The organism is Marinomonas sp. GJ51-14 (assembly GCF_055808695.1).
The window spans coordinates 1,178,971-1,204,799 of record NZ_CM147879.1; the positions used below are offsets into that span (position 1 = coordinate 1,178,971).

A 25,829-nucleotide genomic window follows, 5' to 3' on the forward strand; every position below is an offset into this window, starting at 1 on the left:
CTACTTTAAGAAGTAGGTTTCAAGGGCTGCTAATGATTCTGAATGAATAGTAGATAAGCTATCTAAAATGTCTTGTATTCCATTGTCACTTTGTTGTGAGGCGGATTGCTCGATTTTCTCACATTGCTGTGCAAAAGCTCGCATTGCCATGTTCAAGCTCGATGACTTAAGTGAATGGCTTATTTCTTGAAGTGTTTGATAATCTTCTTCGTCCCAAGCTGATTTTAATTTCGCAATTTTTTGCGTACTGTCTTCCACATATTGTAGTCGAATGTCGTTAATCGTGTCTTTGCCGAGTAGGTCAATCAATGCGTTTATCTGACTTTTTTCAATCATACTCGTTTATCTTCGATGTTATGGGTGGTATTAAACAGTTTAGAGAGAATAAGTTCTAGCTGATTTTGCAGCAAAGGAAAATACAATGGAATAGTTGGGTAATCCGCATTGTTTATGGCTTGAGGGTGGTAGCTTAAAATAGGTACTTTCTTCATTGTCCATTGAATAATGGTTTCATTATCATCGTATTCAAACTGACTGGCGTTTCCTAAAATCACAAGATCATAATGGAGATCATCTTGAAAGTGGCCATCTTTCGAGGTGATTGTATCAATATTAAATAAGCCGAGCTGAAGGCCAATAATAGCTGCAAGGTGAGTATCCATTTCGATTAACAAGGCTTGCCTTTTGACTTCCTTTTGAAGCTTAGAGTGTCTCAATGGAGCTTTTTTATTTGGGACATAGAAAGGAATATCTATCCAAAATTCACTGCCTTGTTGCGGTGTGGATGAAAAATACATTTCCCCTTTCATTAAATACACTAACTTATGGCATAAGGTTAAGCTCAAGCCAACCATATTAGGGATTGGCTCTTTTTGTTTCATGGGTAAAGACGGATTTATTCTTAAGTGTTGCTGCAATTTTTTGGGCATGCCAATACCAGTGTCTCGAACCGCAATTTGCAATACTCTGGCTTCTTGTGTGCCGGTTGGCAGTGTGGTTAATGGTGCTGGTAGGGCAGATGATCTGACCTGCAGACTGATGCTTCCAGACGGTGTATATGTAATGGCATTCTGTAATAGTGCAATGACTATTTCTTTTACCCGTAGGAAGTCGACGCTAATATATTCCGGTAGGGTCGGGTCAATATAAACAACACACTTTAAGTCTTTTCTCGATAATTGAGGAGTGACTACTGCCAAAGTACTTTCAATAGAATCTTGGAGGTTTTCTATTGTAGGTGTTAGCGTCATTTTATGTGTGTCAATTAAAGTTAAATCGGATAGCATTTCCATAGTTTGAAGCAGCTGCTGTCCTGACTCTTCAATGTGCTTTGATAAATCTTGTGATGACTCAACGGTTTGTTTGGTTTTTAGGGTATTGGCGATACTGAGAATAGCGTTAACAGGAGAGCGTATTTCTTGGCTAATAAAACCTACCAAATTAGCTTTTTCTTGATACATTGCCTGTATGTTTGATTGAAGCTTCTTATTGGATTTAACTATTTTCTTAAGCTCAGATAAACCTTTTATTGTGGTAAAACAAAAAATAGATAAACATCCCAAAAGAATGACAGATAGGAATTGGATATAGTTTAAATTCTTTTGTAATTCATGATGTTGATTGGTTATAAACTCATTACTGCCTTTATTCACTAAGAAGATGAATTCATTAATCTGTCCTTCAATTTTCTTAATTCTGTCAATAAAGTCAGGGAGATAGGAAGGATCACCTGCTTCGATTTTCGACAAATTGAAGCTCAATAACTCCAATTCGCCGTTAATGATATTGAGTAATCTTATTGTACGGCCGCCTTCAAAATTTCGAATCAATAAGCCAACATCGCTTTCTCTTAGTAAGTCGATTCGACTCATTAATAAGTCGTATTCAAAAAAAGCGCCACCATTAAGAGGGTAGTCACTGTTGTCTAATGCTACGAGGTAGTTTTGAAAGCGATAGGCTTGAATTTGTAACTGTAAAGCATTCCATAAGGCACTTTCGAAAACTCGGCGACTGTGATTCTTTGCACTGTCACTTGTATGAGTGATGATGCCAAACACAGCGATAGAAACTGATATGATGATCAAGATTAAAATATAAAGCGTCCATTGCTTTAGTTTCAGTAACCATAGTTTTCCTTTGAATAAACGCACAGTATTACTCCGTTAAACTGATGAACTTAATTTTGGCTACCTGCCAAATAGAGCGCCCATAATATATTTCGGATTTTAACTCTTCTAATTCATCAAAGGGGTAAATTACCATGATAGGACCGAGACTTCTTATTTCCATTTTTTGCCCGTCTTGAAGGAATGCAAAAATGGCTCCATTATCTACGAAGTCGCTCAAAGGTATTTCTGTCATATAGTCATTGAGTGCGAAAACCTGTAATCGTTCACTCTTGCTATCTAGAAGCTTGGCTAAGTCTGCCGCTGAGAAACCTTGATATGTATGAGAGCCGCGGGTCCAAGGATTATGTGTTGTGACAGAATATTGGGGTAAGGATTGCAACATTGTCAGGTCAAATTTGGCGTCTTGATCTGAATTCGTAGCACTGATGGCACCTGATACAGTAAGAATAATGTTACCTTCAGGCTTATCTAATGCGTAAGAAAAAGAAGAAGTAAAACCAATCCATAGTAATACTAACACTGTTGTTAAACGCATAACCTACTCTCTCCATAGTTACATTAAGACGTTTCTTAATGAGGTAGAATCTTATTACTTTGACCCTATAAAATAACATTATTCCCAATACGCAAATAGACTGATTGAATGATATTTAAAGGATTCATTTGGGGTCAATAATTGTTTCAGTGGAATAAGATATTACAAATGGGATTGTGGAGGCCTGAAAGTCTCCGTGATATCCTGTATTTTTACCTATGAAAGGCTGTATTTACTTTGATCACACAACCCTTTAAAGCGGCTGGTGCTTTTTTAAGAGCCATGCCTTTGGTGCTTTCGAAAGAATTAAGACTGTTTATATTGGTTCCATTATTAGCCAATTTTCTCCTAATGGGCTTAATTTACATGGTGGCTTTTAGTTATTTTCAGAGTCTACTCGACTCTGCTATGGGTTATGTACCGGAATGGGTTGCTTTTCTAAATTGGCTGTTTTATCTGATTTTTGGCGCCATTATTAGCGTACTTTTATTTTACAGTTTTTCAGTTGGCATCAACATATTGGCTGCACCATTTATGGCGTTTTTGGCGGAAAAAGTAGAAGAAAAACAAACGGGTAAGACGTTTGATGAAGAATTAACGACAAAAGTTATTTTAGTTATTGTTGGAAGGTCTTTACAAAGAGAGTTGCAAAAGATTCTTTATTTTTTACCACGTTTTATCTTGCTGCTTTTATTGTCTTTTATACCAATAGTGAACGTTATTGCTCCTGTTTTGTTATTATTGTTTTCATGTTGGATGCTATCTATTCAATATATGGATTATGCATTTGATAATAATAAAGTGAAATTTCATGATATGAGAATGGCGTTACGTACTAAACCTTTGTTATGTTGGACATTTGGTGGAATTGTCATGGTTGGGTTAACCATACCTTTCTTTAATTTATTCGTTATGCCTATTGCTGTTGTTGCGGCGACTTTATTATGGGTGTCGGTTTTTAGATCACAACATGGGGATTTTTCAGCCCTGTTAGATCGCACTAATGGAATATAGTGATGTCATTAAAAATTTTAGTGGTTGATGATGCGTCTTTTACGCGAGACTTGATTCGACGAACATTGCGAAAGCAATTTCCTGCTGTTGAAATTGAAGATGCAGTAAATGGACGTAAAGCACAGATATTAATGACCAAAACACAGTTCGATATGGTGCTGTGTGATTGGGAAATGCCAGAGATGACTGGCGTCGAGCTATTACAATGGTGTCGAGAGCAGCCTAAGTATAAAAAAGAAGACATCCCCTTTGTCATGATTACCAGTCGTGGAGATAAAGACCATGTCATCGAGGCTGTTAAGTCTGGGGTGACCGACTATCTTGGCAAACCATTTTCTAGTGAACAGTTGATTAATAAAGTTTTCTCAGCTGCAAAGAAACATAATATGGACCGGCAATTGGCGGCGCAAAAACCGCGTAGTAACTCATCTGCTAGCGGAGTCAGCTCCGCATCTTTGGATGTACTAATGGGTTCTACTGGGTCATCGAAACCTGTACAAGCAACTAAATTTAACAACCCTACTATTACTGTGAAAGACGTAAAAGTACCAACAATTGTGCGTTTTGAAGGCAAACAGTTCCGCTGTATGGTGATTCAGTTTAGTAAACAATCTGCGACTATGTTGATTAAGAGTGATGATGTTGTGCCACAAGTACTAGGACAATCTGTGCTAGATTTGGAATTTGATGGTATTGTAAATCGCTTGAATTATTACGTTCAGGCGGTAGCAACGACTGAGAAGAAACACGACTCGACATTTTTGACTGTAACATTAAGCTTAATTGACCAAGATAAGGAAAAAGAAGACTTTATTGGTCAACTTTTTGATAGCTTATAATCTTGTTTTATAGTGTTGAAGAAAATGATTTTTTAAAAAGGGAAGCAAGTATATTTGGCTTCCCTTTTTTATTTATAGAGTTGGCTCGTTATCACTGGTGGATGATACAGCTGGAATACTGTCTGTTCTGGTTCGGTTTGCTGGAAAGTAGCAAGAGAAGGTACTGCCTTTTCCTGGTTGGCTGCGGATTTGTAGTTTTGCATCATGATGTAATAGAACATGTTTTACTATGGCTAATCCAAGGCCTGTCCCACCTGTTTTTGATCCTCTACCTTTATCTACTCTAAAGAAGCGCTCAGTGAGTCGTGGTATATACCTTGGGTCTATACCGAGCCCTGCATCTTTGACTGATAACACACCGCTTAAATCATTGGATTCCCACTTTACATCGATGCTACCGCCATCCGGTGAGTATTTGATGGCATTAACAATAAGATTAGAAAATGCGCTGTAGAGCTCCTTGTAAGAACCATAAATGCGAGCTTCTTCTGGAATGTCCACAGAAAGACAATGTTGATCATCTAATATTGGTATTGTCACTTTCTGGATAGAGGTAACGATGTCAGAGACTTTGTGCCATTGGTTCTCTTCCCGTTTGTCATCACTTTCTAATCGAGATAAAAGTAAAAGGTCTTCAATAAGTTGTTCCATGCGCTCAGATTGTTCGGACATATTTACTATGCCTTTCTGCATGCTTTTAGGCAGGCTATCTTTGAACATTTCTAAGGTTTCTAAATAACCTTTGATGACTGTTAAGGGCGTTTTTAATTCATGGGAAGCGTTAGCGACAAAATCTTTTCGCATTTGTTCTAACAGGTGTAAACGAGTAACGTCACGTACAAAAACAAGATGGTCATTTTTGTCATACAGAGTGGTTTGTATTTCTAAATATACGCCGTCTTTGGCTGGTGATTTGATAATTAAAGGCTCGCCAAAGCGCTTTTGAGTGAAGTATCTAAAAATTCTGGACTGCGAACAATGTTAGTAATGGCTTGACCACGATCAACCGGGCGCATCAGCCCAAGAAAATGAGCCGCAGAATTATTCCACCATTCTAAATTGCCTTGGTTATCAGCCATGATTACGCCTTCTTTCAAGGCTGTGGTAGAGCTTTCTACTCGGGTGAGGGCTTGGCGCATTCGTCGCTTGGATTTACGTTGTTTCTTCTGTAAGCGATATACAGCATCAAAAACTTCCCCCCAAATACCGCTGCTTTCTGGTGGAGCAGCACGGCCAGAGTGACGTAGCCAATTATGAAATTGGTATAGTTGATACAGTTGCCAGTATAAAGACCCAAGGACATAAAGCAGTAAAACACCCAGCAATTGTCCAATGACAATACCGATTACAATGCAGGCTGCTAAACCTAAAAGCCAACTAAGGATGGCGTTTCGCCAAATACTTTTCATGCGGACCTTTTTGCTGAAAATCGGTAGCCTGTTCCTCGTACCGTTTGTATTAAGGAATCGTGTGAGCTGCCAATTGCTTTACGTAAGCGACGAATGTGAACATCCACGGTTCGTTCTTCCACATAAACGTTCCCACCCCATACTTGATCTAATAACTGAGCTCTTGAATAAGCTCGTTCTTGGTGAGTCATCAGGAACTTCAGTAGTCGATACTCGGTTGGCCCCATATCTAAAGGGCGGCTGCCGATGGTGACTCGCTGACTGATTGGGTCGAGAACTAAACCTTCGACTTCAATTGGTTCATCAACACCTTGAGGTGTCGCTCGACGTAATACCGCTTTGAGTCTCGCGACTAATTCGCGTGGCGAAAAAGGTTTGGTGATGTAATCGTCCGCGCCGACTTCCAATCCTTGTATTTTGTTGTCTTCTTCACTTTTCGCAGTCAACATAATTACAGGGATTTCAGCGGTTGTATTGTCTTTTTTCAAGCGACGAGTTAACTCAATGCCACTACCACCAGGCATCATCCAGTCGACAAGAATAAGATCAGGTCTATGATCCACGATAATTTCGTGGCCTTGTTGAATGTTTTCTGCTTCCAAATACTCATAACCAGCCATTTCAAGAGCGATGGCAATCATTTCACGTATGGAAGATTCGTCGTCAATAATTAATACTTTTTTACCGGTCACAGGATTTATCCTCATCTCAGGAACGGTCTATTAAAACGGCTATATATGACAGTTTGGTTAAAATGTCATAACTTTGCCATATATATTACATAAAATAACTTGTCGCTAAGCCTATGAATACGCAATAACCGATACGATTATTATCTAGAAAAGAACGGAAACAAGCGTCTCGGTCACGATATTTAGCTTGTTTAAACTGATGATAAAAAAGTCCGATACAGATAATTAATGAAGCAAAGTAAGGCCAATTTAATTCTGCAAGCAACCCTACCCAAGTCAAAAGAGATAGGGTTAATCCCTGTAAGCAAATAATCACGAATAAGTCTTGCTCACCGAATAAAATGGCGGTCGATTTAATGCCTATTTTTAAATCATCAGGGCGATCTGTGATCGCGTAATAAGTGTCATAGGCAATCGTCCAGAAGCAATTTGCGACAAATAACATCCATAGTATGGGATCACTTAAGTCGCCTCCTTGAGCGCTGTAAGCCATTGGAATGGCCCAAGAGAAAGCCAAACCAAGAAAAAGTTGTGGTAAATGAGTATATCGCTTCATGAATGGATAAAGTGCTGCAAGGCCCAATCCGACAAAAGACAATAAAATGGTTCTCATATCCGTGAAGAGGACTAATACAAAACTGAGCACACAAAGACCTGCGAAAAGAATTAAAGCTTCTTTTTCTGAAACACGACCTGATGGTAAAGGGCGGTTCTTTGTACGTTCTACACTGCCATCTACTTTTCTATCTGCGTAATCATTAATGACACAGCCAGCTGAACGCATACTGAATACACCTAATATAAAGATGATAATTAAATGCCATTCAGGCATGCCTCCTGAAGCAAGCCATAGAGCCCATAATGTTGGCCACATTAGAAGAAATGAGCCAATAGGGCGATTAAATCGTGTAAGTTCTAAATAATTTTGAAGTTTTTTCATAATAATCCAAACGGTGATTTTAAATGGTTTATTTCGTCAAAAAACACTTCATTGACCAATATGCCTGGGCCAAATTGATGGAAAACAGAGCGTCTTGCCCACAGACCTGTTTGTTGATTCGGAAACAGGTGTTTTGGTAACTGTGTTACTTCAATACTGCTTCTAATAAGTGCTCTATGTTGGAATAAATAGCCACCTAATGGTTTATTTTTCAGGTGCTTCACTTGTCGCCAATGACCTCGTAATGCTTTTGCAGGGATAATGGAGCGCCCATAAATAACGCTAACACCATCAACCTTTAGTAAAACAGTACGAATTCTTGCTGCTTCACGAGGGCGTAACTTTAGACGACTTCTTTCTCGTGCTGTTGGTGTCCCCCAAGCGTCTTCTATGACTTCGACGGTCAATGAGCCAAGTTCTTGTAGTTTTGCGGTTAGAGACACATCAGAGGTTAACCAAGGCCATAAGTTTTTAGGCACTCTTGTTTTATTTATTCGATGTGCCGGCATCCAGCTATAGTCGAATTGTTGTGTAGCAGATTGATTTATTAACGTCATGATTAATTAGTTATTCATCTTGTTAATTAAATCGACCATTTTGTGTATTTCGGCCGACTTCTTATAAATATGGGTACGACACGCTTCTGCTTCTTCCCGAGTTAAACCAACTTCTAATAATACGGATGGCTCAATATCTCCGTCATCACGTAGTTGAGTAGATATATAGAGTAGCTTCGCTAAGGTATCGTGTTCACCATAGTAGTGTGGTTTTTTACTGTAGCGGATTGCTGTCCAAATGTTATCTGGCAAGCTCCAATAACGTAACAACCATGAACCTAACTGTTCTTTTGTAAAACGCAATGTTTGCATTTCAATGATTTCGGAAGGCAAATGAGCATTCGCTTCTTGATATCGAGATAAAATCGAAAAATGTGGAGGCAAGATAGTACTAATCGCTAAGTAGCCAAAGTTATACAGTAAACCTGCAAGGTAAGCGTGACCAATTTTCGGTCGATTGTTCACAGGCATAGCTTTCACCAAGGCTTCCATAAGAGCAGCGTTTGCAACAGAATCTAGCCAGAAGTCTTCATAATGTCGAGGGCCTTCTTCTGGTGTTTGAAAAGCGTTTCGCATGGAAAGGCCAAGAGCCAAGTTCATTACCATGTCAAAGCCTAATACTCGAATAATTGCATCCTCCACAGACTCAATAGAGCCAGGTGCACCGTAGTAAGCTGAAGAGGCCCAACTAATAACTTGGGCGGCTAAGCTAGGATCTAAGGCGATAACTTGACACAGCTCATCTGTATTTGCGGTTTTATCAGAAGAGAGGCGAATAATTCGATGAGACGATGCTGGCAGTGGCGGTATTTCTAGTGTCTCTTCTAGGCGTTGCTTAAGTCGAATAGACTGAAATTTTCCTAATGCTTGAAGGATCTGTTCTTCATCATTTTCATGGTTTTCGACCGGCGTTAGGATTAAAGATGTTTCGATGGATATACGCTCAAAGCGATTTAATGGGCCTGAAAACATGTCTTGTAATTCATCCACTGAAATTTCGCGATATCTACTGTTGGCTTTTGTTCGAATAGAAAAAGAAGAACCTTCCAAAATGCTTGATTCTAATATTGTAGTAACACTATTTGGTTTAATGAGAGGGTCGCCAGAAGTATTAAAATTAGTAATGGGTTCAAAGCGACGTTTAGTTATGCGAGATACAGCCGAGATGTCCAGCATATTACTCTCGGGAAAAATAACCTGTAAACGACCAGTATGATCAGCTAAATGAACAACTCTTAGTTTTTTGCTGGGTTGGAAGTTAAGTGATTGTTCCATAAAACTCTCTGTTAAAACACATACTAACGATAGATGTAAAAAAGCCCCTAGTAGGGGCTTTTGTCAATATAACAGATTTTAGAACTAAATTACGGATTAGTGATTTAGAATTTGGCTCAAAAACATTTGCGTACGGTCATGTTGAGGGTTGTCGAAGAATGAATGTGGCTCATTTGCTTCAACAATTTCTCCGGCATCCATAAATACAACGCGGTCTGCAACGGTTTTTGCAAAGCCCATTTCATGTGTTACACACACCATGGTCATACCTTCTTCTGCTAATTGAACCATTACGTCCAATACTTCTTTGATCATTTCCGGATCAAGTGCAGAGGTTGGCTCATCAAAAAGCATGATACGAGGTTGCATACATAGGCCGCGAGCAATCGCTACACGTTGTTGCTGACCACCAGAAAGCTGACCTGGGAATTTCAATGCTTGGTTGGCGATTTTTACACGCTCCAAATAATGCATTGCCATTTCTTCCGCTTCTTTCTTAGGCATTTTACGTACCCAGATTGGAGCTAAAGTTAGGTTTTCTAAAATGGTTAGGTGAGGAAATAAGTTGAAGTGCTGGAAAACCATACCCACATCCTTACGGATTGCTTCGATGTTTTTCAAGTTATCGTTCATTTCAATACCATCAACAATGATAGAACCTTTTTGGTGCTCCTCAAGGCGGTTAATGCATCGTGTCATTGTGGACTTACCTGAACCGGAAGGACCACAAACAACAATACGTTCGCCTTTTTTAATGCTGAAATTGATGTTCTTTAATACGTGAAAGTCACCGTACCATTTGTTTACATCGTTAAATTCGATGATTGCTTCTTCACCCGGCGCAAGTTGGGCACGAGCCATATTTGTATCTGACATTATAAATACCTCAAATTCTTAACTAATTTCGCTTGTGCCCAGTTTCTAATTTACGCTCGATTCTCATACTGTAGCGTGACATACCAAAACATGCAGCCCAATAAACAAAACCTGCAAAGGCATAACCTTCAATAGTGGTTCCTAACCAGTCTGCATCATGGGTTGCCGCTTGGATTCGACCAAGTAAATCAAACATACCTACAATGTACACTAGGGTTGTGTCTTTAAATAGACCAATGAAAGTGTTTACGATACCAGGAATAACCAGTTTCAATGCCTGTGGCAAGATGACCAAAATCATCGACTGCCAGTAAGTTAACCCCATAGCATCTGAAGCTTCATATTGACCTTTCGGAATAGCTTGTAAGCCACCACGAATAACTTCGGCCATATAAGCTGCTGAAAATAGAGTGATACCGATCAGAACACGTAATAGCTTGTTGAAGTTCATGCCTTCAGGCAAGAATAGAGGAATCATTACTGACGCCATAAACAAGATAGTGATCAAAGGAACAGCACGAACAGTTTCGATAAAAACGATACAAATAGATTTCGCAATTGGCATATTAGATTGACGACCAAGCGCCAACAAAACACCTAAAGGAAACGAAGCAACAATACCAACGACACCCAAAAGAGTCGTTAAGAACAAGCCACCCCACAAAGACGTTTCAACGATTTCTAACCCAAATACACCGCCAGCGAATAGGAAGTAGGCGATAACAGGGTAAACAACGATAATCCCAATGGATAAATATAGTTTGTTGACTGTTTTTACAGCAAAAGTACCGATTAGAACCACGAGTAAAATCAAGGCTAAATTAATACGCCAAGTTTCTTCAGATGGATATAACCCATACATAAACTGATCAAAATAAACGCCAATAAAAGCCCAGCATGCACCACCGCCAGTACAAGCTGCTTTAGATGCACCGTCAAATGTTGCAGTAATAATGCCCCATTCTACAACGGGTGGAACAAGCAGATATAAAACATAAAAGCTGAACAGTGTTAAAAAGATGTTTAAAGGGGACGACAATAAATTTTGGCGAACCCATGCCACAGCACCAACAGAATTCACTGGTGGTGGAAGGCTTGGTGATGGTTTAAATTCAATAGCCATGTTTTCCTCCTAGCGTTCCATTAATGACATTTTTTTGTTGTACCAGTTCATGAATACTGAAATCGTAAGACTCAATGTTCCGTAAACCAACATACAAAGACCGATGTTTTCTATCGCTTGACCTGTTTGGTTTAGCGTCGTACCCATAACAACAGCAACTAACTCTGGATACGCAATGGCGGCACCAAGTGATGAGTTTTTCGCTAAGTTTAGGAATTGGCTAGTAAGCGGTGGGATGATAACTCGTAACGCTTGAGGTAAAACGATCAAACGTTGAGTCAAACTATCTTTTAGACCCAGAGAACGAGCAGCTTCAGTTTGTCCCCAATTTACAGACAAGATACCAGCACGAACGATTTCGGCAATGAAGGCTCCTGTATAAGTAGAAAGGGCAACAAGTACAGCAACAAATTCTGGAGGAAGAACCATTCCGCCAGTGACGTTAAAACGACTTTTTTGCGGTAGGTCAAACTCAATAGGGAAACCAGACACTACCAATGCTAGAAAGGTGATAGCAATGATTGCGCCGAAAGAAGCCCAATAAGCAGGAAACCAAAGACCTGTTCTGGTTTGACGTTTTTTCGCCCAAACAATTAAAGCAATGGAGGCAGCAATTGATAGGATAAATCCTGCGACAACAATACCAAAACCTTCTTGAAAAATAGGGTTTGGAGAATAAATGCCGCGTTTATTTAAGAAAAAGTCTGCAAATATGATGCTGTTTCTAGGGTGCGGTAAGGTTGCTAATACAGCGAAGTACCAGAAGAACATTTGTAACAAAAGAGGAATGTTACGTAAGGTTTCAACATATACAGTCGCTAGGCGTGCAACTAACCAATTATTGGAAAGGCGAGCTAAGCCCATTACAACACCAATAATAGTGGCTAAAACAATACCCATTAAAGAGATAACAATAGTATTAATTAAGGCAACAACAAACGCTCGTCCGTATGTGTCTGCCTCTGTGTACTCAATTAGGTGAATAAGAACGGGAAATCCAGCTGGTTGGTTTAAAAACTCAAAACCAGTAGAAATACCTTGGTCTGCTAGGTTGGCTTGTAAGTTACTAAATAAATAATAGCCTACGAATACAACCACTGCTAGAAGCACAATTTGAAAGATTAGGGCGCGAGTGCCGGCGTCATGCAAAAGGCTTTTATTACTTGAAATAGTTTTATCGCTCATCTTAGTTCAGGCAAATGGAATGCTCGTCAGATGTGGTAAGGAAGGGGGAGAAACTCAGCGGCGATTTGCCGCTGAGTAAATTACCCTAAGCAGGTGTGCTTTTAGGTATTAAATATTAACGTACTGGTGGCGCGTACATTACACCACCTTCAGTCCATAGATTGTTAATACCACGTGGAAGGCCTACTGGAGTAGATGGACCAACGTTACGTTCAAACACTTCACCGTAGTTACCTACTTGAGATATTACGTTGTAAGCCCAATCAGCAGGAAGACCTAGCTGAGCACCCATATCGCCTTCTTTACCTAACAGACGAGCAATACCTGGATCATTTGTTTCTTTTTTGATTTTAGAAACGTTTTTAGAAGTAATGCCCATTTCTTCAGCATTAACCTGAACGAACATAGCCCAAGTTACAATGTCTTTCCACTGGTTGTCGCCGTGACGAACTACAGGGCCTAGAGGCTCTTTAGAAATTGTTTCTGGAAGGATCATATGATCACTTGGATTAGCTAGTTTAGAACGGTGAGCAGCAAGACCTGATTTATCTGTAGTGAATACATCACAACGACCAGAAGCGTATGCAGCTAGTGCTTCATCAGCTTTCTGAACGACAACAGGAACGTAAGACAATTTGTGCTTACGGAAGAAGTCAGCCATGTTCAATTCAGTTGTTGTGCCTTGCTCAGTACAAACTGTTGCACCGTCAAGATCCAATGCAGACTCAACACCTAGGTCTTTACGAGCCATGAAGCCCTGACCGTCATAGAAGTTAACCGCTGTGAAATCTAAGCCTAGAGACGAATCACGAGTATAAGTCCAAGTAGTGTTACGAGCTAGAACATCGATTTCACCAGATTGTAGAGCGGTGAAACGCTCTTTAGCAGAAAGAGGAGTGAATTTTACCTTTTGAGCATCACCGAAAACGGCAGCGGCAGCAGCACGACAAGCATCAACGTCAATACCAGACCAGTTACCTTGAGAGTCAGCGTTTGAAAACCCTGGAACACCTTGGCTAACACCACATTGGATAAAGCCTTTTGACTTAACGTCATCTAGAGTAGCGGCAGTAGCGGCAGTGCTTAGAGTAGCGGCGATTGCTGCAGTAGACAGTAGTTTACCAACATTCGATTTCATTATATTGAGCCTCCCGGGCATTTTTATATATGTTGTTATTTCACTTAACCTTTCAATATTAGACCTGAAGATCTATGTATTGATACTTAGCAAGGTTGGTGCCAACATTTAATTCTTCTTGTTGTTGAATATATGCAGATGATTCATCTAAAAAGACCATCACATACCTCTATAGAATTACTCTTTTGAGGCGTAGTCAAGAATAAAATATTTAAAACGATGTGCTACATGCTTTTTTTACACCTTTTTGGCAAAAATCACACTAAGCGCTAATGTTATACATTATTGTTCTTTAATTCTTCAAGTCACGGTATGTGAGGCTTGTAGCTTATATAAGAAGTTATTTTGCACAATATAGGGGCATTTTTGATGGATGAATGTACTGTTTTGTATCAAATGTGTATTTTGCGTTGTTTTGGTGCTTTTTTGTACAGGGTAATTGCGTCTATACGTAATATATTGAATAAAGCACTTTCCACAGCTTGTAATCTACATGGTAGACTTAAACTTCAGTAGAAGTCATGTAAGGAGATCCACGTCAGATGGATAACTCAGCAAAGCCACTTGATCGTTTAGACAAAAAGATTCTTCGTGAACTACAGATAAATGGTCGTTTATCTAATGTTGAATTGGCTAGTCGTGTCGGATTGAGCGCTACACCCTGTTTAGAGCGAGTGCGTCGCTTAGAGCGTAATGGTTACATTACTGGCTATTGTGCATTGGTAAACCCTAAGAAAGTTGATGCAGGCTTATTGGTGTTTGTCGAAATTCGTCTTAAGACAACATCACCAGAAGGTTTTAACGAATTTAAAACTGCCGTTTCTGAAATTCCAGAAATTTTGGAATGTCATCTAATTGCAGGTGATTTTGAATACCTTCTTAAAGCTGCGCGTATCGAATATGGATACATATCGATTACTACTTGGTGAAACCTTGTTAACGCTTCCCCATGTTCGTGAGTCACGCACTTATGTTGCAATGGAAGAGGTTAAAAGCACGACAGTGGTTAATATACCTTAGTCCTTCCTATTAGAGGCGAGAGCACTGGATCTTGTCTCCTTCATCCGTTCAAGAACTGCATCATGAGTCAGCCAATTTTGTCAGTAATTTTTTTAGCATTACTGGCCCCATCCCTTTTACGCTGAGGATGGCTTTTTCCGATTGAAATGGACGCTCCGCAATAAGTCTTTCAAGTACCTTTATGGGAATTCCGGAGATACTCAGTAATTTCTTTGTTTTTAATTTATTTATAATGGGGGATGAGTCTGTCATATCTATGGACACTTTTGGTGCCTTATCTTGCTTTATCGCCTCAGAATGATTCGTTGATTGAGTTAATAAAGGTGTTACTGTGTCAATTTTAGTTGCTGCTATGTTGTCAGGTCCTGCAAGAGTCTGATAAAGCGCTTCAAAATATACTGTGTCACGTAATGCGTAATTGACGCCATCCCATTCATTTAGCTGTAGAGCAAGTTGCCATGATCCCGTTGATGGTGGTTGGAACACTAAATCATAGTGACAATTTGGAATAAAGTGTTGGCCTTTGATTTCACCAATAGATGTCGAGGCTAATACATTACAATCAAAGATATTAGAGTTTGAGGAAAAAGCGCAGAGTTGAAGGCGTAAAGTGCCACTAATATTATCTTCTGTTCTATTGTTTCCAATACGTTCAATGGAAATCATGACACGATCATTTTCGATTCGATAACCACAACCTTGTATGAATAACTCAGCACCTTGATTTAGAGAGGACATGTCTACTCCTTCAAATGAATCGATAAAATAAGAATACACCGAAAACTATTAGTTAGAAGTCTTATTGATCATATTGTGTTCAATTAGATTTCTAAGCTTGATATGAAGCAAATATGAAGCCAAGGAGTATGAGAGGCTCAGCTAGACGTTTAAGTATTGGTCATGGTTAGGAAGCCATCTAGATAAAAGAGGCGATACATGTTCGGGGTGATTGGCATGTAATAGTGCAGCCGCTTTTTGTACGTCATCTAGTAAACCCTTATCACGTTGTAAATCTGCGACTTTAAATTCCCAGAGTCCGGTTTGGCGAGTGCCTAACAGTTCACCAGGGCCACGTAGCTCTAAATCTTTTTCTGCGATTTTGAAACCATCACTGGTTTCACGCATAGTTGATAGCCGCTCTTTTCCGTTCTGCCCTAAAGGTGACTTGTAAAGTAATACACAATGGCTTGCTGCCTGACCTCGACCAACACGGCCTCTAAGCTGGTGAAGTTGCGCAAGACCCAGTCGCTCAGGATTTTCTATTACCATGAGACTTGCATTCGGCACATCAACGCCAACTTCAATTACCGTTGTCGCGACCAATAGTTGAATCTCACCAGCTTTGAACTTTGCCATGATATCGGCTTTTTCTTGGGCTTTTAATCGACCATGAATCAAGCCGATTGTTAATCCATTAAGTTGTTCTTGTAATAGTACTGTTGTGTCTTCTGCTGCTTGGCATTGCAGTGCTTCAGACTCTTCGATTAGCGTACACACCCAATAAGCTTGCTTGCCTTCTTCACAAGCACTCTTAACGCGATCAATGACTTCTTGGCGACGTTGATCAGATACTACAATAGTATTTACTGGCGTACGGCCAGGTGGAAGCTCATCAATGATCGAACAATCCAAATCCGCATATGCGGACATGGCAAGTGTGCGAGGAATAGGCGTCGCTGTCATAATTAACTGATGAGGTTGAAAGCCATGCTTCATGCCTTTTTCCCGTAAGGCCATACGTTGATGAACGCCAAAACGATGTTGTTCATCAATAATAGCCAAAGCTAAGCGATCGAAATCAACCGTGTCTTGAAAGAGAGCATGGGTTCCAACCACAATCTGCGCGACACCTGAAGCTATATCGGCTAGTTCCTTTTCACGTACCTTGCTTTTCAATTTGCCTGTCATCCAAGCAATCTGAAGTCCTAGCGGTTTAAACCATTGGGTGAAGTTTATGTAATGTTGTTCCGCGAGAATTTCCGTAGGTGCCATAATTGCGACCTGATACCCAGCCTGAACAACTGACGCTGCTGCGAGTGCAGCAACCAATGTTTTTCCTGAACCAACATCCCCTTGCACCAAACGAAGCATTGGATGGCCTGTGTTCAAATCTGTCAGAATTTCTTGGAAAACACGTTGTTGTGCATTGGTTGGTGAAAATGGTAGCTGATTCAAGAGTGCTTGGCTCAGTTCACCAGCAGTTGGGACCTTTATGGAAACATCTTGTTTCGCTTTAATACGCTTACCAATTAACGAAAGTTGGTGCGCCATCAGTTCTTCAAAAGACAAACGGTATTGAGCAGGGTGACAACCAGATCTAAGTTGTTCTAGGTCTGCTTCACGAGAAGGGTGATGTAGAAAGAGAATAGCGTCGCTCAATGGAGGCAAACTGAATTGTGAGCGTATTTCCTCTGGTAGCCACTCTTGCAAGTTATAAGGGGTTAAACGCTCTAAGGCTTGCTCACAAAGTTGACGTATTTTGGTTTGAGTCAAACCTTCAGTAAGAGGATATATAGGTGTAAGTTGAGCCGTTTCTTCTTGTGTCTCATCGTCGCCTATTACCTTGTACTCAGGGTGATAGATTTCAAATCCTGTACTGCCTCGACGAATCTCACCAAAACAGCGAACACGTTTACCTGACTCTAATTGTTTCTTCTGTGCTGCAGAGAAGTGAAAGAAACGTAGACACAATGTGCCTGTATTATCTTTGATACGGCAAAGCAAACTGCGACGTTTGCCCATTTTTATCTCACATCCCGTGATTTGGCCTTCAATAACAGCTTCATCGCCAAAACGGAGCTGTCCAATAGGAACAACTCGTGTTCTGTCTTGATAGCGAATAGGGAGGTGAAATAGCAAATCTTGTACTGTATTCAAATGCAGTTTGGCCAACTTTTCGGCCATTGCATTACCTACCCCTTTTAATTCGCGCACATCCTGTGTGTCTAATCCGTCGATCATCTTGTGTCTCTACAAATCTAGTTGCTTACAAGCATCACGAATCGATTGGCTAACAGCTTCAATCGCTTTTGGGCGAGGAAAGCTAGCGCGCCAAGCCAATGCCACAGTACGTTTTGGGACAGGTTCAGAGAAAGGGCGTACTTCTAGCATATCGTGATTGATATTAGTTACCGCTGATTTAGGTAATACAGTGACGCCCAAACCAGATGCAACCATATAACGGATGGTTTCTAGAGAGCTGCCATTCACAACGGTTCGACCATCGTCAAATTCGCTTTCTGTAACCAAAGGACAGGCTTCTAACACTTGCTCGCTAAAACAATGACCTTTACCAAGGAGTAATAGATTATCAGTCGAGAGTTGGTCTGTTTCTATGGTCTCTAATTTTGTCCATGGATGGTCTTTAGGCATAAGGACGACAAACTCTTCTTCGTAAATCGGTTGTGTCACCACATCAGGTTCACGGAAAGGAAGCGCCACTATGATTGCATCTAATTCTCCATTGCGAAGCTTAGGGCGTAGGTTTTCAGTTAAGTCTTCTTCAATGATTAGCGGCATACCAGAAACAATTTTATGCAAAGCCGGAATCATAAAAGGAAATAGATAAGGTGCGATCGTAAAAATGGCCCCAATTTTTAGTGGGCCTTTTAGTTGATTTTTCCCTGATGCTGCAAGCTCTTTGATCATGCCAGCTTGATCTAAAACACGTTTGGCTTGAGTAATGATTTGCTCGCCAAGTGGGGTGATATACACGGAGCTCTTACTGCGTTCAAAAATAGCGGTACCGAGCTCTTCCTCAAGTTTTTTTACCGCGACACTTAGCGTTGGTTGCGAAACATAACAGCGCTCGGCCGCTCGGCCAAAATGTTTTTCGTCTGCAAGCATTACAATGTATTTCAATTCCGTTAATGTCATAACGCACCTTATATAGCTTGATGTATCGCTGAATGGATATATTGGCTGATTGATTGTTAATAGCTATGATAATACATCATTTGATAAAGTATACTCGTTCATTTGTTGTTACAGATTATTTCTTTATTGTTTCTCCTTCTTAAGAAATGAAATAGATAAGGTTATTACAAAACCCTGTATGGAGGCGTTTGATGGCACATGTATTAATTGCGGGCTGTGGCGATTTAGGTTCAGGACTGGCTACAGAGCTTATTACACAAGGTCATCAAGTCACGGGAGTACGCCGCACAAAATTAGACTTTCCCCATGGTGTACAGGGGATAACAGGTGATCTTGTTGAAATGAGCGATGATGTTTTACCTGATGTCGATGCCATCTTTATAATTATGACGCCAAGTGGAAGAAACGAATCTGCTTATCGAGCAGCTTATTTTGATACGACTCAAGTGATTATTCGCCGATATAAAGCAATGGCAAAACCACCGCGAGTATTCTTTGTCTCAAGTACCAGTGTTTATGGACAAAGCCAAGGTGAGTGGATAGATGAAAGTACGCCTGCGCAACCTCAATCAGTAACAGCCAGTATTTTATTGGAAACTGAATCGGCATTGGCTGCTGTGTTTCAAAGTGTAGCAGTGCGTTGCTCCGGTATTTATGGTGCAGGGCGGTTTAGATTATTGGAAAAAGTAGAAAGTGAAGAGGATTGGGGACCGAACAGCTGGACAAACCGTGTTCACCGAGACGATGTTGTATCAGCGTTGCTTATGTTAGCTAAGCACGCACTAGAAGGAAGGCTTTTGCCTAAGCACGTTATCGTTACAGATCAAACACCTGTTTCAATGTGGGAAGTGAAGCTTTGGCTCGCAACCTGTCTTGGTGTGAAAACTGCGGTGAGTAGTATTGGTGATTTTACTCCGAATTCAGGCAAGCGAATACAGGGGCAATATCTTTTATCCCAAGGCTGGAAGCCTCGTTATCCGAGCTATGTTTCGGGGTATCAGACGCTATTGGGCGAGTATAAAAGTTAAGAATCTCAGCATAAAAAACGGACAATAAAGAAGAGACCGAAGTCTCTTTTTTATTGTCCGTTTTTTATAGTACTAATTTTAAGTAATTAGTCTTCTAGAACCATGATACCTTCTATTTCCACTTGCACACCTTTCGGCAAAGCACGAACGCCCATTGCTGCGCGAGCTGGGTAAGGTTGTTTAACGAATTCTGCCATGACTTCATTTACAGTGGCAAAGTTACCTAGATCTGTCATAAAAATGTTGAATTTAACAACCTTGTCTAAAGAGCCGCCAGCTGCTGCACAAACTGCTTGCAGGTTTTTAAATACTTGAGTGGTTTGTTCTTTTACGTCTTCGCTGATGACTTCCATTGTTTCAGGAACTAGAGGGATCTGACCAGAAAGATAAACTGTATTACCAGCGCGAATGGCTTGAGAGTATGGACCGATTGCCGCTGGAGCATTTTCTGTATGAATCACTTGTTTTGACATGATGAATATCCTATTTAAAAAGGTGTTTAATGGAGACGATCATTTACTTCTTTATAAAGTATTAGCGTCCAACAATAGTTTCCCGTGATACTTTCTCGACGCAACGAACCGCTTTAATGCGACGCATTACATCAGCCAAGCCAACTCGGCTGGAAATAGTAATGCTCAAGCGTAAACGGCTTACACGGCCGCGCTCAATAATATCTAGGTTCGACACTTGGAAATCAGTATCGCTAATAGAGCTTGCAATTTTAGCGACTGCACCACGCTCATTTATATAAGAGACGATCAAACTGATATGTAATTCTTCTTCAATTTCTTTGCCCCACGCCATATGAATAAAGCGTTCTGGGCTGGCTAAATGATCTTGGACATTTGGGCAATTGAGATGATGGATCACTATGCCTTTATCTACTTGTACATAACCAACAATCGGGTCACCTGGGATTGGTGCGCAACATTTCGCATAGGAAATGAGCATGCCCTCAGAACCGTTAACTTTGAATGATTTCGGTGTAACAAGAGTGTCTTCATCAAAATTCGGAAATAACTCACGAGCTACCAAATAGCCTACATGACGGCCTTTGCCTATGGATTCTAATAAATCATCCATAGAAGATAGCTGGTGGTTGTCTAATACTTGGGAGATCTGTTTTTCTGTTAATTCGTCTGTATTGGTCTTAAAGGCATTTAAAGAACGTGTTAGCAGACGATGGCCAATAGAAATGGCATTTTCACGCTGTTTATCTTTTAAGTAATGACGAATGTTTGTACGTGCTTTACCTGTAATAGCAAAGCTTAACCAAGCTACATTAGGCTGGGCATTTTTGGCGGTAATGATTTCTACCGTTTGCCCACTTTCAAGTTGAGTACTGAGCGGAGCAAGGCGACGATTGATGCGACAAGAAATACAGGTGTTGCCTATTTCTGTATGAACCCCGTATGCAAAATCAACTGGCGTCGCACCTGAAGGTAATTCAATGATTTGGCCATTTGGAGTGAAAACATACACTTCATCAGGGAACAAATCGCTTTTCACGTTATCAACAAATTCGACAGGATTGCGTGCTTTTTGCTGAATTTCTAACAGGCTTTTTACCCATTTTGTCGCGCGGTCATGGTTACTTGGTGTGTTGGCAGTTCCGTTGGCTTTATAAGCCCAATGAGCAGCAATACCGTTATTGGCAACAAGATCCATTTCTTCTGTGCGTATTTGCACTTCCATTGGAATACCGTTTGTTCCCAATACGGTTGTATGAAGAGATTGATAACCATTGGATTTTGGTACAGCGATATAATCTTTGAAACGACCTTCAATTGGTTTGAAAAGCGAGTGAATAACTCCCAAGATCCGGTAACAGCTGTCGTGGCGATCGGTGACAATTCGCACCCCCGTCACGTCCATAATTTCATCTAATGAACGGCGTTTTTTATCCATCTTCTGATAAATACTGAAGATGTGTTTTTCTCGAACACTGATGCTGGCTTCAATGTAGTCAGCCGCTAATTCTGAGCGAATAGTGTCTTCTAATTTTTGTGTGTCTTGTATGCGCTGTTGGCCATATTTTTTATGGATAGCTCGTTGCAGCATACGTGCACGCATTGGGTAATAGGCTTGAAAAGCAAGTGACTCTAATTCAACGCGAACATTGTACATGCCTAGACGATTCGCAATGGGGGCGTAAATGTCTAGCGTCTCGCGAGCAATTCGACGTTTTTTATTGGCTGGCATAGCATCCAATGTACGCATGTTATGCAAACGGTCTGCTAATTTAACCAGAATGACGCGAATATCATCCGCCATGGCCATGGCCATTTTCTGGAAGTTGTGAGCTTGTTTCTCGACTTGGCTGTTGAATTCAAGGTGGGTTAATTTACTAACACCATCAACAAGACCTGCGACACCTTCTCCGAATTGTTCCGTGAGAGCTTCGCGGCTTATACCAGTGTCTTCAATTACGTCGTGCAGGAGTGCCGCAGTCAGTCCATCACAATCCATCCGAAGTTCAGAAAGAATTTCGGCGACAGCGAGAGGATGAGTGACATAGGGCTCGCCACTTTTACGTCGTTGCCCATCGTGAGCTTGTTCGGCGTAATAGTAAGCGCGTTTTACCTTGGCGACTTGGTCGTAAGGTAAATATTGACTTAACGTCAGTGCTAAATCTTCAACGGTGTACATCGCTCACCTCACAAAGGCAAAACAGAGATGCGGCAGCTGTGCAATGAGCGACACCATAGAAATTAAAACTCGTGAATTGGGCGTTTTTGTAGATCAACATTACTTGCGTTGATCAAGTTTTCCGCTATTTCACGTAGTGCAATAACTGTTACTTTGTCACCTTCTAGAGGGACTTTAGCTTCTTCACCACCTGTTGCCAGTTGGCGTGCACGTTTTGATGACACCATCACTAATTCAAAGCGGTTATCAACATTTTCTAAACAATCTTCTACGGTAACTCGAGCCATTTTGACCTCTGTATTCAGTTATCTATTTTTCCAAGGGTAATTCTACTTAACGCGTTCTCACAATGACAAGAGATCATTTATAAGATTGCTATTTTTTTGCTCTATAACGGACGTTTTTGCACGCATTGACATAAAAATTGAAGACATTTGAGAAAGCGCAGCGTCAAAGTCGTCATTTATAATGACAAAATCGTACTCATGGTAATGTGACATCTCATCAACTGCCTTCGCCATGCGTCGCTGAATGACCTCTTCTGTGTCTGTTGCTCTTTTCTTTAAACGCTCTTCTAAAGAGGAAAGTGATGGTGGCAAAATAAAAATACCGATGGCTTCAGGGTAAAGTTGGCGTACTTGACGAGCACCTTGCCAGTCGATTTCTAGAATGACATCTAAACCTTGCTCAAGCATCTCAAAAATAGAGGCCTTTGACGTACCATAATAATTATCAAAGACTTGAGCGTGCTCGAAAAAAGCGTCTTCTGCAATCATGTCTAAGAAAGATTCTACGTCAGTGAAGTAGTACTCACGACCATCTTCTTCACCTTCTCTTATCTGTCTTGTTGTGTGTGAAATAGAAATCCGCACATTGTCGTCTTGTTTCAGTAATGCTTTGTATAAGGTCGACTTACCCGCACCAGATGGTGCCGATAAAATGAATAAGTTGCCTTTATGTTTGTCCATGAGATTTTTTAATCCGCCAGTCAGAATCTTTATTACAGGCTATACACTATAGCACAAAGAAAGTACTCAGATAGGCAGCAATATAATTTCCAGTTCCTTGAGATAAGCCAGATGAAAAAAGTAAATTTAAATACTTGTTTAGTTTGTAAAAAATAGGTTTTGCTTCTATTTTTTATATTGTTCTTGAGAGGCTGAATAATCTTTATTTTTTTACGAAAAAAGAGCGAGATTTAACTAAGCTTTAATAAGGTTCTTATGAAACATCAAAGGTGATTTTGAAAAAAGGGAATGCAATGGGTTTACCTGACGATATTGAGCAACTTAAATCATTTTCTATGCAACGTCGGCATTGTAAGATTTTATCTGTAGAGGATGATCCAGATTATCAGGCAGCCTTGATGAACGGATTAAGCTCTTTAAATTACGATGGGAAAGAAGTCGAATTCTTAACCGCCTCTTCTGCCAGTGATGCTGCAACCGTTATTGCAGCGAATTCTGATATCTCGGTTATTTTTCTTGATGTTGTCATGGAAACCGATAAAGCTGGATTACGTTTAATTCGGACGATTCGGGAGATGATAGGTAACGATTTAGTTCGTATTGTCTTATTAACTGGTCAGCCAGGTATAGCGCCAATTAATGATGTAATTAGTCATTACGATATTGATGACTATTGGTGTAAATCAGATTTAACTCAAGGACATCTACAAACCATTGTACTGAGTAATTTACGAACATGGGAACACCTTTCAGATATGAAAGAAGCACGGCATGGACTGCAGCTGTTGCTTGCTTCTAGCCAGCGAATTTCATCGAAAAGTAATGTTTCAGAGTACACGCACTCTATCCTAGAAGAAATTGGTTCTATTTTGAAAATGCAGAAAGGCGGTATTGTTTGTTTTTTCCATCCCGCCGAAGAAAGTATTGATCAAGCCTTAATCGTTGCAGCTTGTGGTGAATTTACTCCTTTTATCAACCATAATGCCACCTCAGTTATTCAAGAAAATATACTTAATGAAGCCATTCAACTGGCAAATACAGATAAGCATCATGTGTTTCTCGACGGCTTTTCCATATTGTATTTTTCGAACCAAGAACTGGATGGCAGAGAATATTTAATTGTTGTGAAACTTGATCGTCAGCTTGAGTCGAGTGAAATTAATTTACTTCAAGTTTTTTGTGAAAATATCAGTGCGGGTTTTCGCAATGTTGCGTTGCATAATAAGCTGACAGAGCTTGCCTACATTGAGCCCGTATCGGGGATCCATAACAAAAACTGGCTTGTTCGAGAGATACGAGACATGTCATTAATTGAGCGTAAACAAGCCAAGTTGCTTATGCTCTATGTAGAAGATTTGGCTTACACCGAGTCTGTTCTTGGATCTAAGTATTGCGATCAGCTCACTTTGGTTTTACATGATCATTTGTGCTCGTTTTTTGAGAATACCGTAGATATAGCCCTACTAGAACGAGATACTTTAGTTTTGCTTGTTTATGATGATGTGGATTATAACGAAGCGACACTTGAGCGTATTATTCACTCCAGCATTGAAGTTGAAAATTCATTACATTCTCTTGATCTTACTATTAGCCTGGTAAAATTTTCTGAATTCCCTACTTATGAAGCAGAGCAATTGGTAAGCGTAGGGAAAAGCACATTAGAACGAGCGAAATACGCCGGAGTTTCTTATTTGGCGTTTTCTGATGAATTGGCTAAAGCCATGTTCGGTCGATACGAGTTACTTAAAGACCTGCGAGAAGCCATTTTGAACGATGATATTGTTATCTATCTTCAGCCTAAAATGAAGTTGAAAGATAATATTTTGATCGGCTTTGAGGCATTGGCTCGCTGGAAGCATAAAAATGGCAGTTTGATCCCACCAGATCAATTTATTTCATTAGCAGAAAGTAGTGGTTTGATTGATAAACTAGATCAACAGATGCTTCGACAATCCTGTAAAGCGGTCAATAGGTTAAAAACAATAGGGGTTAATGTACCAATCTCTGTCAATGTTACAGGTAATGAAATTATACGCCCTGATTATTTTGATAGCTTTAAGGCATTACTGAAAGAAGAAAATGTACCCTATAATATGATTGAGCTGGAAATCACAGAATCTCAGTTAATTGAAGAAAAAGGCTCGATTAACAAACATCTCACCATATTAAAAACCTTAGGTGTTAAAATAAACATCGATGACTTCGGTACAGGTTATTCATCACTTGCTTATTTATCCACACTTTCAGTATCCACTCTTAAAATAGACCATAGTTTTGTCTGGCGAATGGAAGAGTCTGAAAAAGACTGGCAGATTCTTAAAATGATTGTTGAGTTAGGAAATTCTTTGGGGTTGAGTGTTATTGCCGAAGGCATAGAAACCCAACAACAAAAGGAACACCTTGGTACATTAGGGTGTGAAAATGGACAAGGTTATTTGTTTGCAAAGCCTATGCCTTTAGATGAAACCATTAATTGGATTAAAACGTGCCTGTAAATTCTGAGTTTCTAAGGCCATACTTTGTTAAGAAAAAACCTTTGTTGCTGGTTTGTATATCCAGCATTTTAGTGTTTG

24 protein-coding genes and 1 pseudogene are annotated in these 25,829 nt (G+C 40.2%); 5 read left to right on the forward strand and 20 right to left on the reverse strand.

The genetic code is table 11. The annotated features are described in order from the left end of the window. Genes AC0L3Y_RS05775 through AC0L3Y_RS05785 form a run of 3 tightly spaced genes read right to left on the reverse strand, consistent with a single transcriptional unit; the run spans position 1 to position 2,664 of the window. A complete protein-coding gene (locus tag AC0L3Y_RS05775) occupies positions 1–336 on the reverse strand; it encodes an Hpt domain-containing protein (protein WP_473469812.1) in 336 nt (111 codons plus the stop codon). Next, the gene (locus tag AC0L3Y_RS05780; protein ID WP_473469814.1) at positions 333–2,150 is read right to left on the reverse strand and encodes a sensor histidine kinase; all 1,818 of its coding nucleotides are present in this window, start codon (positions 2,148–2,150) and stop codon (positions 333–335) included. Before AC0L3Y_RS05780 ends, AC0L3Y_RS05775 begins: the two co-directional genes overlap by 4 nt. A gap of 4 nt (positions 2,151–2,154) precedes the next feature. Continuing rightward, positions 2,155–2,664 carry a putative pterin-binding protein gene (locus tag AC0L3Y_RS05785; protein ID WP_473469816.1) on the reverse strand — a complete coding sequence of 170 codons (510 nt, stop codon included), beginning with the start codon at positions 2,662–2,664 and terminating at the stop codon, positions 2,155–2,157. 237 nt (positions 2,665–2,901) lie between these two features. Between AC0L3Y_RS05785 and cysZ the strand changes: the two genes are divergently transcribed. Further along, positions 2,902–3,678: a sulfate transporter CysZ gene (cysZ, locus tag AC0L3Y_RS05790; RefSeq protein ID WP_473469818.1), complete on the forward strand. Its 777-nt coding sequence runs from the start codon at positions 2,902–2,904 to the stop codon at positions 3,676–3,678. A 2-nt stretch (positions 3,679–3,680) separates the two neighbouring features. Next, on the forward strand, positions 3,681–4,517 hold the full coding sequence (locus AC0L3Y_RS05795) for a response regulator (RefSeq protein ID WP_473469820.1): 837 nt from the start codon (positions 3,681–3,683) through the stop codon (positions 4,515–4,517). Positions 4,518–4,589: 72 nt separating this feature from the next. On the opposite strand, the gene phoR is transcribed toward AC0L3Y_RS05795, so the two are convergent. From phoR to AC0L3Y_RS05845, 10 genes are all read right to left on the reverse strand, one after another. Beyond that, positions 4,590–5,480, reverse strand: coding sequence for a phosphate regulon sensor histidine kinase PhoR (gene phoR / locus AC0L3Y_RS05800; protein WP_473470596.1), 891 nt, complete (start codon positions 5,478–5,480; stop codon positions 4,590–4,592). Next, positions 5,438–5,926 carry a phosphate regulon sensor protein PhoR gene (locus AC0L3Y_RS05805; RefSeq protein ID WP_473469822.1) on the reverse strand — a complete coding sequence of 163 codons (489 nt, stop codon included), beginning with the start codon at positions 5,924–5,926 and terminating at the stop codon, positions 5,438–5,440. The genes phoR and AC0L3Y_RS05805 overlap by 43 nt, the downstream gene beginning before the upstream one ends. Then, a complete protein-coding gene (gene phoB, locus AC0L3Y_RS05810) occupies positions 5,923–6,618 on the reverse strand; it encodes a phosphate regulon transcriptional regulator PhoB (protein WP_473469824.1) in 696 nt (231 codons plus the stop codon). Before phoB ends, AC0L3Y_RS05805 begins: the two co-directional genes overlap by 4 nt. An 85-nt stretch (positions 6,619–6,703) precedes the next feature. Beyond that, on the reverse strand, positions 6,704–7,558 hold the full coding sequence (ubiA, locus tag AC0L3Y_RS05815; RefSeq protein ID WP_473469826.1) for a 4-hydroxybenzoate octaprenyltransferase: 855 nt from the start codon (positions 7,556–7,558) through the stop codon (positions 6,704–6,706). Then, on the reverse strand, positions 7,555–8,115 hold the full coding sequence (locus tag AC0L3Y_RS05820; RefSeq protein ID WP_473469828.1) for a chorismate--pyruvate lyase family protein: 561 nt from the start codon (positions 8,113–8,115) through the stop codon (positions 7,555–7,557). Before AC0L3Y_RS05820 ends, ubiA begins: the two co-directional genes overlap by 4 nt. A 6-nt stretch (positions 8,116–8,121) precedes the next feature. Next, the gene (locus AC0L3Y_RS05825) at positions 8,122–9,390 is read right to left on the reverse strand and encodes an HDOD domain-containing protein (RefSeq protein ID WP_473469830.1); all 1,269 of its coding nucleotides are present in this window, start codon (positions 9,388–9,390) and stop codon (positions 8,122–8,124) included. 96 nt (positions 9,391–9,486) lie between these two features. Beyond that, positions 9,487–10,266 carry an amino acid ABC transporter ATP-binding protein gene (locus AC0L3Y_RS05830; protein ID WP_473469832.1) on the reverse strand — a complete coding sequence of 260 codons (780 nt, stop codon included), beginning with the start codon at positions 10,264–10,266 and terminating at the stop codon, positions 9,487–9,489. Positions 10,267–10,288: 22 nt separating this feature from the next. Next, positions 10,289–11,389 carry an amino acid ABC transporter permease gene (locus tag AC0L3Y_RS05835; protein WP_473469834.1) on the reverse strand — a complete coding sequence of 367 codons (1,101 nt, stop codon included), beginning with the start codon at positions 11,387–11,389 and terminating at the stop codon, positions 10,289–10,291. Positions 11,390–11,398: 9 nt separating this feature from the next. Then, positions 11,399–12,574, reverse strand: coding sequence for an amino acid ABC transporter permease (locus AC0L3Y_RS05840; protein WP_473469836.1), 1,176 nt, complete (start codon positions 12,572–12,574; stop codon positions 11,399–11,401). Between the two features lie 115 nt (positions 12,575–12,689). After that, positions 12,690–13,712: an amino acid ABC transporter substrate-binding protein gene (locus AC0L3Y_RS05845; RefSeq protein ID WP_473469838.1), complete on the reverse strand. Its 1,023-nt coding sequence runs from the start codon at positions 13,710–13,712 to the stop codon at positions 12,690–12,692. A gap of 542 nt (positions 13,713–14,254) precedes the next feature. On the opposite strand from AC0L3Y_RS05845, the pseudogene lrp reads away from it, so the two are divergent. Beyond that, positions 14,255–14,732: pseudogene (gene lrp, locus AC0L3Y_RS05850) on the forward strand (leucine-responsive transcriptional regulator Lrp). Positions 14,733–14,792: 60 nt separating this feature from the next. Here the strand turns inward: lrp and AC0L3Y_RS05855 are convergent. The 3 genes from AC0L3Y_RS05855 to AC0L3Y_RS05865 all read right to left on the reverse strand — a co-directional run bounded on the left by AC0L3Y_RS05855 (position 14,793) and on the right by AC0L3Y_RS05865 (position 18,608). Further along, positions 14,793–15,470, reverse strand: coding sequence for a hypothetical protein (locus AC0L3Y_RS05855; RefSeq protein ID WP_473469840.1), 678 nt, complete (start codon positions 15,468–15,470; stop codon positions 14,793–14,795). 141 nt (positions 15,471–15,611) lie between these two features. Then, positions 15,612–17,693, reverse strand: a complete 2,082-nt coding sequence (gene recG, locus AC0L3Y_RS05860) for an ATP-dependent DNA helicase RecG (protein ID WP_473469842.1) — start codon at positions 17,691–17,693, stop codon at positions 15,612–15,614. A gap of 9 nt (positions 17,694–17,702) precedes the next feature. After that, positions 17,703–18,608, reverse strand: coding sequence for a hydrogen peroxide-inducible genes activator (locus tag AC0L3Y_RS05865; RefSeq protein WP_473469844.1), 906 nt, complete (start codon positions 18,606–18,608; stop codon positions 17,703–17,705). A gap of 191 nt (positions 18,609–18,799) precedes the next feature. Here AC0L3Y_RS05865 and AC0L3Y_RS05870 point away from each other — a divergent pair, with 191 nt between their 5' ends. Further along, entirely contained in the window at positions 18,800–19,636 is an 837-nt protein-coding gene (locus tag AC0L3Y_RS05870) for an NAD-dependent epimerase/dehydratase family protein (protein WP_473469846.1), read from the forward strand. 86 nt (positions 19,637–19,722) lie between these two features. Here the strand turns inward: AC0L3Y_RS05870 and AC0L3Y_RS05875 are convergent, their stop codons facing one another. From AC0L3Y_RS05875 to gmk, 4 genes are all read right to left on the reverse strand, one after another. Beyond that, on the reverse strand, positions 19,723–20,109 hold the full coding sequence (locus AC0L3Y_RS05875) for a RidA family protein (protein WP_473469848.1): 387 nt from the start codon (positions 20,107–20,109) through the stop codon (positions 19,723–19,725). A 61-nt stretch (positions 20,110–20,170) separates the two neighbouring features. Next, the gene (locus tag AC0L3Y_RS05880; RefSeq protein ID WP_473469850.1) at positions 20,171–22,288 is read right to left on the reverse strand and encodes a RelA/SpoT family protein; all 2,118 of its coding nucleotides are present in this window, start codon (positions 22,286–22,288) and stop codon (positions 20,171–20,173) included. A 62-nt stretch (positions 22,289–22,350) separates the two neighbouring features. Continuing rightward, positions 22,351–22,575: a DNA-directed RNA polymerase subunit omega gene (gene rpoZ, locus AC0L3Y_RS05885; protein ID WP_036157451.1), complete on the reverse strand. Its 225-nt coding sequence runs from the start codon at positions 22,573–22,575 to the stop codon at positions 22,351–22,353. A gap of 57 nt (positions 22,576–22,632) precedes the next feature. Further along, complete coding sequence (gene gmk, locus AC0L3Y_RS05890) at positions 22,633–23,256, reverse strand: guanylate kinase (RefSeq protein ID WP_473469853.1); 624 nt, start codon at positions 23,254–23,256, stop codon at positions 22,633–22,635. A gap of 293 nt (positions 23,257–23,549) precedes the next feature. Here gmk and AC0L3Y_RS05895 point away from each other — a divergent pair, with 293 nt between their 5' ends. Next, positions 23,550–25,751: a GGDEF/EAL domain-containing response regulator gene (locus AC0L3Y_RS05895; RefSeq protein ID WP_473469855.1), complete on the forward strand. Its 2,202-nt coding sequence runs from the start codon at positions 23,550–23,552 to the stop codon at positions 25,749–25,751. The last annotated feature ends 78 nt before the right edge of the window (positions 25,752–25,829 follow it).